The 8,596-nt window shown below is 74.9% G+C and carries 8 protein-coding genes; 6 read left to right on the top strand and 2 right to left on the bottom strand.

Going from position 1 to position 8,596, the window contains the following annotated elements; translation table 11 throughout:
• On the top strand, positions 1 to 241 hold a 241-nt coding region (locus tag ACWCSD_RS41270; RefSeq protein ID WP_449923077.1), incomplete at its 5' end, for a VOC family protein.
• A 46-nt stretch (positions 242 to 287) separates the two neighbouring features.
• On the opposite strand, the gene ACWCSD_RS41265 is transcribed toward ACWCSD_RS41270, so the two are convergent.
• Positions 288 to 1,349: a B12-binding domain-containing protein gene (locus ACWCSD_RS41265; protein WP_397164021.1), complete on the bottom strand. Its 1,062-nt coding sequence runs from the start codon at positions 1,347 to 1,349 to the stop codon at positions 288 to 290.
• Positions 1,346 to 2,941, bottom strand: a complete 1,596-nt coding sequence (locus ACWCSD_RS41260) for a PP2C family protein-serine/threonine phosphatase (protein ID WP_449923074.1) — start codon at positions 2,939 to 2,941, stop codon at positions 1,346 to 1,348. The genes ACWCSD_RS41265 and ACWCSD_RS41260 overlap by 4 nt, the downstream gene beginning before the upstream one ends.
• A gap of 237 nt (positions 2,942 to 3,178) precedes the next feature.
• Between ACWCSD_RS41260 and ACWCSD_RS41255 the strand changes: the two genes are divergently transcribed.
• From ACWCSD_RS41255 to menC, 5 genes are all read left to right on the top strand, one after another.
• Positions 3,179 to 4,537 carry a TrkH family potassium uptake protein gene (locus tag ACWCSD_RS41255; RefSeq protein ID WP_449923071.1) on the top strand — a complete coding sequence of 453 codons (1,359 nt, stop codon included), beginning with the start codon at positions 3,179 to 3,181 and terminating at the stop codon, positions 4,535 to 4,537.
• Positions 4,530 to 5,192, top strand: a complete 663-nt coding sequence (locus tag ACWCSD_RS41250) for a potassium channel family protein (RefSeq protein WP_352326306.1) — start codon at positions 4,530 to 4,532, stop codon at positions 5,190 to 5,192. The genes ACWCSD_RS41255 and ACWCSD_RS41250 overlap by 8 nt, the downstream gene beginning before the upstream one ends.
• Positions 5,193 to 5,306: 114 nt before the next feature.
• Entirely contained in the window at positions 5,307 to 6,434 is a 1,128-nt protein-coding gene (locus tag ACWCSD_RS41245; RefSeq protein ID WP_449923067.1) for a M20 family metallopeptidase, read from the top strand.
• Positions 6,435 to 6,547: 113 nt separating this feature from the next.
• On the top strand, positions 6,548 to 7,435 hold the full coding sequence (locus ACWCSD_RS41240) for a GNAT family N-acetyltransferase (protein WP_358293482.1): 888 nt from the start codon (positions 6,548 to 6,550) through the stop codon (positions 7,433 to 7,435).
• Positions 7,432 to 8,541 (top strand): o-succinylbenzoate synthase, encoded by a 1,110-nt coding sequence (gene menC / locus ACWCSD_RS41235; protein WP_449923064.1) that lies wholly within the window; start codon positions 7,432 to 7,434, stop codon positions 8,539 to 8,541. The genes ACWCSD_RS41240 and menC overlap by 4 nt, the downstream gene beginning before the upstream one ends.
• Positions 8,542 to 8,596: the final 55 nt, after the last annotated feature.

Below are 8,596 nucleotides of genomic sequence, written 5' to 3'. Positions count from 1 at the left end.
GCTGCAGGACCCGGCCGGCGCGCTGCCGGGCGTGTGGTTCCAGCCGTCCGGCGACGAGGAGCCCCGCCAGCGCTGGCACTTCGACGTGTGGGTGGAGCCCGCGCAGGTCCAGCCCCGGATCGACGCGGCGCTGGCGGCGGGCGGACGGCTGGTGCACACCGACGGGGCGTCGCGGTTCTGGGTGCTGGCCGACCCCGAGGGCAACCACGCCTGCCTGTGCACCTGGCAGGGGCGCGACTGAGCCGCGGCGGCGGTCACCGGGGCCCGTCGGGCAGCCCGGCGCGTGGTCAGCGTGGCCCGTCGGGCAGCCCGGCGCGTGCCTGGGCGAGCAGTTCGCGGGTGCGCGGCAGGCCGGCCAGGCGGGCGGCCAGGGCGTCCAGCGTGACGGCCAGCACCCGGGCCGGCACGCCGCGCGCCGTCAGCACGTGCGCCATCCAGCTGACGAAGGACGTGAACAGGCCGGGGTCGTCGACGTAGGCGGCGGCCTTGAGGTAGTCGACGACGTAGGCGACGTCCTCGGCGGTGTGGCCGGTGGGCTCCTCGCCCGCGGTGACGGGCACGTGCTCGTCCAGCTCCCGCATGACGCCCCTGACCAGCTCGGGGGCCCGGTCGGTGAGCGCCGTGTACTCGGGGCCGGCCAGGTGCGGCGGCCGTCCGGGGCTCAGCCCGGTCGCGGCCCGGCGCGGCGGCGGCCCGGCGTCGAGCAGGTCGGCGGCGGCCCGCGCGTCGGGCGCCCAGGCATCGGCCCCGAGCAGACGGGCGTAGCGGCCGTCGGGCCCGAAGGCGGCGCCGCCGACGAGCACGGGCGCGCCCGCCGCCTGGCAGGCGCTGATGGCCGCGTGCGCGGCGGGCAGCCGGGTGGCGATCGACCCGGACAGCGCGACCGCGGCCGGGGCGGTCCTGTGCACGTGCACGACCAGGTGCGCGGTCGGTACGTGCGCGCCCAGGTAGTCCACCTGCCAGCCGCGCAGCCGGAGCACCTCGGCCAGCAGCCGGGCCGGGAAGGTGTGCCACTCGCCGTCCACGCACGCCACGCTCACCCGCCCCCTGGCCGGGCCGGCGCGCCGGCCGCGCGCGCCCGGCTCGTGGGCCAGCACGGCCAGCACCCGCTCGTGGACGGCGGTCGCCGTGTGCTCCTGGGCGACGGTGAGCCGGTTGGCCGCCCAGTCCAGGCCCACGCGGGCCTGCGCGACGGCGACGACGTCCAGGAGCATGGTCTCCAGGGGCACACCGGCGTCGAGACCGGCCCGCGCGGCGTCGATCGCGGCGTACTCGTCGCCGGACGTCGCCGCCGTCCGCAGCGCCTCGACGCAGCGCTCGATCTCCTCCCGCAGGCCGGGGGCGCTCACGCCGGAAGACCTCCGTCCGGGCCGTCGGGGGCGTCGGGGGCGTCGGGGGCCTCGCGCGGCGCGCCGATGGCGACGATGGCGATGTCGTCGCGCTCCCGCTCGCCCGCCCACTGGGAGGCGAGCATCTGGACGCGTTCGGCCAGCGCGGCGGCCGGCATGCCGGCGCACTGCCGCAGCTCCTCGCGCAGCCGGTCGTCGCCGAACAGCTCGTCGCCCAGCGGGCCGCCCCTGGCCTCGATGACGCCGTCGCTGTAGAGCAGGCACGTCTCGCCGGGGGCCAGGAGCACCGTCTCGGTGACGCTGGTGATCTGGTCGAGCAGGCCGATCAGGGTGCCGCGGGTGCGGGCGTCCTCCACCCGGCCGTCGTTGCGGACGATCATCGGCGGCGGATGGCCGGCGCTGGTCAGCCGCAGCTCCAGCCGGTGGCCGCGGCGCTCGACCCCGGCCAGCACCAGCGTGACGTAACGCGGGCTGGACTCGGCGAGCAGCACCTCGTTGAGCCGTTCCAGCACGCGCTGGTGGTCGTCGGCCAGCGGCAGCAGGGCGCGCAGCGTGTTGCGGATCTTGCCGGTCAGCACGGCGGCCTCCAGCCCCTTGCCGGAGACGTCGCCGAGCACCACCAGCGCCGCCCCGCCCGATCCGGCGACCGGGTGGACGTCGTAGAAGTCCCCGCCGACCAGCGCGCCGTGGCCCGCCGCCCGGTAGCGGGCCGCCACGTCGGCGACGTCGAGGTACGGCGTCATCGGCGGCAGCAGGTCGGCCATCAGCGTCTCGGTGATGGCCCCCTGCTCGGCGTACACGCGGGCGATGGAGATCGCGGTGCCGGCGCGGGCCACGAACAGCCGGGCGAACACCTCCTCGGCCGCGGAGAAGCCGGCCGAGGAGCGCAGCAGGATCAGCGCTCCCGCGGGCAGGCCGTAGCCGGGCAGCGAGATCACCGCCACGGAACGCGTGTCGTCCCGTCCCTCGCCCAGCACCCAGCCGGGCGCCCGCTCAGGATCCACCCAGCGGGCGGGGACCGGCGGGAAGGCCCGCAGCGCCTCGGCCAGCCCCGGCATGGAGCGCGGGTCGATGTCCAGGTTCCGGCGCACGGCCGCGCCGCCGGCCTCGTGGTAGGCGACCTCGTAGCGGCGCGGGCCCAGCGGCACGACGACCCGGGCGGCGTGGGCGAGGTGCGTCACGGCCAGGCGGGCGACCGCCTCCAGGCAGCGGTCGAGGTTGAGCGAGGACAGCAGCTCGGTGGCCGCCGCCACCATGGACGCGGCCGAGTCCCGCTCGCCCCGCAGCACCTCCATGGCCTGCTCCCGCGCGGTGACGTCGACCAGCCACCAGGTGACGCGGTCGCGCCCGGCGCGCACGGGATGGGCCTCGAACACCCGCTCCCCGACCGGCCCCCGCGCGGGCTCGGGCGTGCTCCCGGCGTCGGGCGAGGCGGCCAGGCGGGCGCACAGGTCGTGGTGGGCGCGGGCCAGCCAGTCCGGCGCGATCCGCGTCGCGTCGCCCAGCAGCGACCGGGCGGCGGCGTTCGCCCGCTCGACGGCGCCCGAGGCGTCGACGACCAGCATCGGGTACGGCGTGTCCTCCCCCAGCATGCCGATCGCGCCCCGTTCGTGAACACCTACGAGATTTTCACTCTACTGACGTGACCTGCACGGCTTTCCCGACGCCGAATCGTCTTTGTCGCATTTTTAGCCGCGTTACCTTCGGAGCACGCTCCCGGCCCCCGTCTGCGGACGCGTGTGCCGGAGCGGTGGCCGGGTGGTCTACCGTCTGATCGTGCTCGCCTCACACCATGTCCCCCGCCCGGCCGCGCACGGCGGGGGCGCGCCATGAGAAACCTGCGGCTGACGGGCGCCTTCCTGTCCCGGTTCCACCATCCGGCGCAGGTCATCGCGACCGGGTTCGCGGCCCTCATCCTGACCGGCACGGCCCTGCTGACCTCGCCCATGGCCACGGCCACGGGCGAGTCGGCCGGCTGGCTGACCGCGCTGTTCACCGCGACGTCCGCGGCCTGCGTGACCGGCCTGGTCGTGGTGGACACCGCCACCCACTGGTCGGTGGCCGGGGAGGTGGTGATCGCCATGCTGGCCCAGGTGGGCGGGCTGGGCATCATGACGATGGCGACGCTGTTCACCGTCCTGGTCGCGGGCCGGCTGGGGCTGCGCGCCCGCATGTTCGCCCAGGCCGAGACCAAGACGCTGAGCATGTCCGACGTCCGGCGCGTGGTGCGCAACGTGGTCATCTTCAGCCTCGTCTCCGAGCTGATCGTCGGCGCCGTGCTCACCGCGCGCTTCGTCACCGGTTACGGCGAGCCGCTGGGCCGGGCGATGTACCTGGGCTGGTTCCACGCGGTGTCGGCGTTCAACAACGCCGGGTTCGCGCTGTGGCCGGACAACCTGATGCGCTTCGTCACCGACGCGTGGATCTGCCTGCCGATCGCGTTCGCGGTGATCGTGGGCGGGCTGGGCTTCCCGGTGGTGTTCGAGCTGGCCCGCGCCTGGCGCCGGCCCAGCCGGTGGTCGGTGCTCACCCGGGTCACCGTCGGGGTGACGCTCGTCCTGCTCGCGGTGGGGACGCTGGTCTTCCTGGTGACCGAGTGGCGCAACCCCAGGACGCTCGGCGGGCTCGACGACTCCGGCAAGCTGCTGGCCGCGTTCTTCACCGGGGTCATGCCGCGGTCGGGCGGGTTCAACAGCCTCGACATCGGCCAGCTCTACCCGAGCAGCCTGCTCGCCACCGACCTGCTGATGTTCATCGGCGGCGGCAGCGCCGGCACGGCGGGCGGCATCAAGGTCACCACGTTCGGGCTGCTGGCGTTCATCATCTGGGCCGAGCTGCGGGGCGAGCCCCGGGTGAACATCGGCCACCGGCGCCTGGCCGAGTCCGCGCAGCGCCAGGTCATCTCGATCACCATGATCGGCGTCGTGCTGGTCGCCGTCTCCACCTACCTGCTGCTCGCGCTCACGCCCCACAGCCTGGACCAGGTGCTGTTCGAGGTGGTCTCGGCGTTCGGCACGAACGGGCTGTCCACCGGCATCACCGCCGACGCCACGCCCGCCGGGCACCTGCTGCTGGCGGCGCTGATGTTCATCGGGCGCATCGGCCCGCTCACGCTGGGTTCCGCGCTCGCCCTGAAGGAGCGCACCCGTCGCTACGAACTACCCGAGGAACGTGTCATCGTTGGCTGACAAGAAGACAGACCCCGTCGTGGTCATCGGCCTGGGCCGGTTCGGCACCTCGCTCGCCCTGGAGCTCACCCGGCGCGGCACCGAGGTCCTGGCCATCGACAACCGGCCGAAGGTCGCCCAGAGCCTGGCCGGGCAGATCACGCACATCGCCACCGCCGACTCCACCGACCTGGAGACGCTGCGGCAGCTCGGCGTGCCCGACTTCTACCGGGCGGTGGTGGCCATCGGCGGCGATCTGGAGGCCAGCATCCTGACCACGTCGCTGCTGATCGAGCTGGAGATCGACGACATCTGGGCCAAGGCCGTCAGCCGCCAGCACGGCCGGATCCTCGGGCGCATCGGCGCCCATCACGTCGTCTTCCCCGAGCACGACATGGGCGAGCGGGTGGCCCACATGGTGACCGGCCGGATGCTGGACTTCATGCAGGTGGACGAGAACTTCGCGATGGCCAAGACCCGGCCGCCCAAGGAGTACATCGGGGTCCCGCTCGGCCGGTCCAACCTGCGCCGCAAGCACGGCGTCACCGTGGTGGCGGTCAAGAGCGCGGAGGAGGAGTTCACCTACGCCGGTTCCGACACCGAGCTGGGGTACGGCGACGTGATCATCGTCTCCGGCCGCACCGAGGACGTCGAACGCTTCGCCGACCTCACCTAGCCGGAGGGTCGTCGGCGGGGCCCAACGGGGCGGGCCGATGTTGGCCGGGGCGACAGGCCCGTCCGGGTCATGGTTGACGATGATGGGCGGTCCGTCCGACCGGAGGCAGCCATCATGACACCACGCCGTACCCCGTCCGACCGGGCCCGCGAGGCCACGATGATCGCCGACATCGAGCGGCTCGTACGCTGCGAGTCGCCGTCCGGCGATCTGGCCGCGGTCGCCCGCAGCGCCACGGCCGTCGCCGAGCTGGGCGCCGCCCGCCTGGGGGCCGAGGCCGAGCGCGTCGTCATCGACGGGTGCACCCACCTGCGGTGGCGGTTCGGCGGCGAGCCCCGGGTGCTGCTGCTCGGCCACCACGACACGGTGTGGCCGGTCGGCTCGCTGGAGCGGCACCCGTTCGAGGTGCGCGACGGGGTGCTGCGCGGGCCGGGCTGCTTCGACATGAAGGCCGGGCTGGTGATGGCCTTCCACGCGCTGGCGGCGCTGGACGACCTGGACGGCGTGACCGTCCTGGTCACCGGCGACGAGGAGCCCGGGTCCCCCACCTCGCGGCGGCTGGTCGAGGACGAGGCGCGCGGCTGCGCGGCGGCGCTGGTCCTGGAGGCGGCCGGTCCCGGCGGGGCGCTCAAGACCGAGCGCAAGGGCGTCTCCCGGTACGAGGTGCTGGTGCGGGGCCGGGCCGCGCACGCCGGGCTGGAGCCCGAACGCGGCGTGAACGCGACGGTCGAGGTGACCCACCAGGTCGCGGCGGTGGCGGCGCTGGCCGATCCCGCGCTGGGCACGACCGTCACCCCGACCCGCCTGGAGTCGGGCACCACGGTCAACACGGTGCCCGCGCGGGCCCGCTTCGACGTGGACGTACGGGTCAGGGACGCCCGCGAGCAGGACCGGGTGGACGCGGCCATGCGCGGGCTGCGGCCGGTGCTGCCCGGCGCGGACGTCACGGTCGGCGGCGGGCCCAACCGGCCGCCGCTCCCTGCGTCGGCGTCGAAGGAGCTGTTCGAGCGGGCGTGCCGGCTCGCCGGCGCCCTCGGGATCGGCCCGCTGGCGTCGGTCGCCGTGGGCGGGGCCTCCGACGGCAACTTCACCGCCGGGACGGGCACCCCCACCCTGGACGGCCTGGGCGCGGTCGGCGGCGGCGCGCACGCCGACGACGAGCACGTGCTGGTCGCGGAGCTGCCGGGCCGCACCCGGCTGCTGACTGCCCTGGTCGCCGACCTGCTGGCCGCAGCGCGGTGACCGCCCCTCACAAGGGGGCCCTGGACGCTGTTGTCCGGGCGGACGAACCGGACGCCGCCGCCCGGTGCTCGCCGACCAGCTACGGGACGAAGGCGGCTGCGACCATGACCGGCGTGACTGATCTCATCCGTGACCGTCGCGACTCCCGGCCCGTCGAGGCCGCGTGCGCCGCGGCGCAGGCCGCCGCCGACGGCGCGGGCATCGACATCCGCCCCCTGGACAGCGTCGGCGAGCTGGAAGCCGTCCGCCGCCTGTACGAGCACATCTGGCGCACCGGCGAGAACAACCCCCCGGTGACGGCCGACATGTTGCGCGCGTTGTCGAAGGCGGGCAGCTACGTGAGCGGCGCCTTCGACGGCGACCGGATGGTGGGCGCGTGCTTCGGCTTCTTCTCGCCTCCGGCGCGCGCCGCCCTGCACAGTCACATCGCCGGCGTGCTGGCCGGCATGCAGGGCCGCAACGTCGGGTTCGCCATGAAGCTGCACCAGCGGGCCTGGGCGATGCTGCGCGGCGTCGGCGAGATCTGCTGGACCTACGACCCGCTGGTACGCCGCAACGCCTACTTCAACCTGGCCAAGCTGGGCGCCGACCCGGCCGAGTACCTGCCGGACTTCTACGGCCCCATGGACGACGACATCAACCGCGCCGACGCCACCGACCGCGTCCTGGTCCGCTGGCGGCTGGAGACGCCCGTCGTCGAGGCGGCCTGCGCGGGCCGTCCGGCCGTGGCGGACGCGGCGGCGGCCAGGGCGGCGGGCGCGGCCGTGGCGCTGGAGGCGTCGGCGGCGGGCGGGCCGCTGGTCCGGTACGCCCGCGCGGCCACCGTCCTGGTCGGCGTGCCCGGCGACGTCGAGGCGATGCGCGAGAGCGACCCGGCCCGCGCCGCCGACTGGCGCAGGGCGCTGCGGGACGTGCTGGGCGAGCTGCTCGAACAGGGCGGCCGGGTACGCGGCTTCGACCGAACAGGCTGGTACATCGTGGACAGACAGGAGACGGAGTGAAGATCACCGGTGTGGAGGTCCGCACGGTCGAGATGCCGCTCGTGACGCCGTTCCGCACGTCGTTCGGCACCGAGACGGTGCGGCGGGCGGTGCTGGTGCGGGTCGTCACCGGCGAGGCCGAGGGCTGGGGCGAGTGCGGCGCGGGCACGGCGCCCCTGTACTCCTCGGAGTACACCGACGCCGCCGCCGACGTGCTGACCCGGTTCCTGGTCCCGGCGCTGGCCGGCGTGGCCGACCTGGACGCGCACAAGGTCGCCCCGGCGCTGGCGGCGTTCAAGGGGCACCGGATGGCCAAGGCCGCGCTGGAGACGGCCGTCCTGGACGCGGACCTGCGCGCCCGCGGCGTCCCGCTGGCCCACGCGCTCGGGGCGGTGCGCGCCAGCGTGCCGTGCGGGGTGTCGGTGGGCATCACCGGGTCGGTCCCGGCGCTGCTGGACGCCGTCGCCGAGTACCTGGACGCGGGCTACCTGCGGATCAAGCTGAAGATCGAGCCCGGCTGGGACGTCGAGCCGGTCCGGGCCGTGCGCGAGCGGTTCGGCGACGTCCCGCTCCAGGTGGACGCCAACACCGCCTACGGGCGCGGCGACGCCCGGCACCTGGCCGGGCTGGACCCGTTCGGCCTGCTGCTGATCGAGCAGCCGTTCGCGCAGGACGACCTGCTCGGGCACGCCCGGCTGGCCGAGCGGATCACGACGCCGATCTGCCTGGACGAGTCCATCGTCTCGGCCCGCGCCGCCGCCGACGCGATCGCGCTCGGGGCCTGCCAGGTGGTCAACATCAAGCCGGGCCGGGTCGGCGGCCATCTGGAGGCCCGGCGCATCCACGACGTGTGCGCCGCGCACGACGTCCCGGTGTGGTGCGGCGGCATGCTGGAGACCGGCGTGGGCCGGGCCGCGAACGTGGCGCTGGCCGCGCTGCCCGGGTTCCTGCTGCCCGGCGACACCTCGGCCTCCGACCGCTACTACCGGACCGACCTGACGCCGCCGTTCCGCCTGGAGGACGGCCACCTCGCCGTGCCGACCGGCCCGGGGATCGGCGTCGCCCCGATCCCGGAGGTGCTGGAGGAGGTCACCGTCGCGACGACGTGGGTGCCGATGCCGTCCTGATCTGTTGGTCGGTTCCGACAGGTCGGCCGGTGGCATTTCGTCGTCCCGGACGAAC

Source organism: Nonomuraea sp. NPDC001684, from assembly GCF_053596515.1.
Note: the sequence above shows the minus strand (reverse complement) of the source record. Positions and strands in the feature narration are given on the sequence as shown.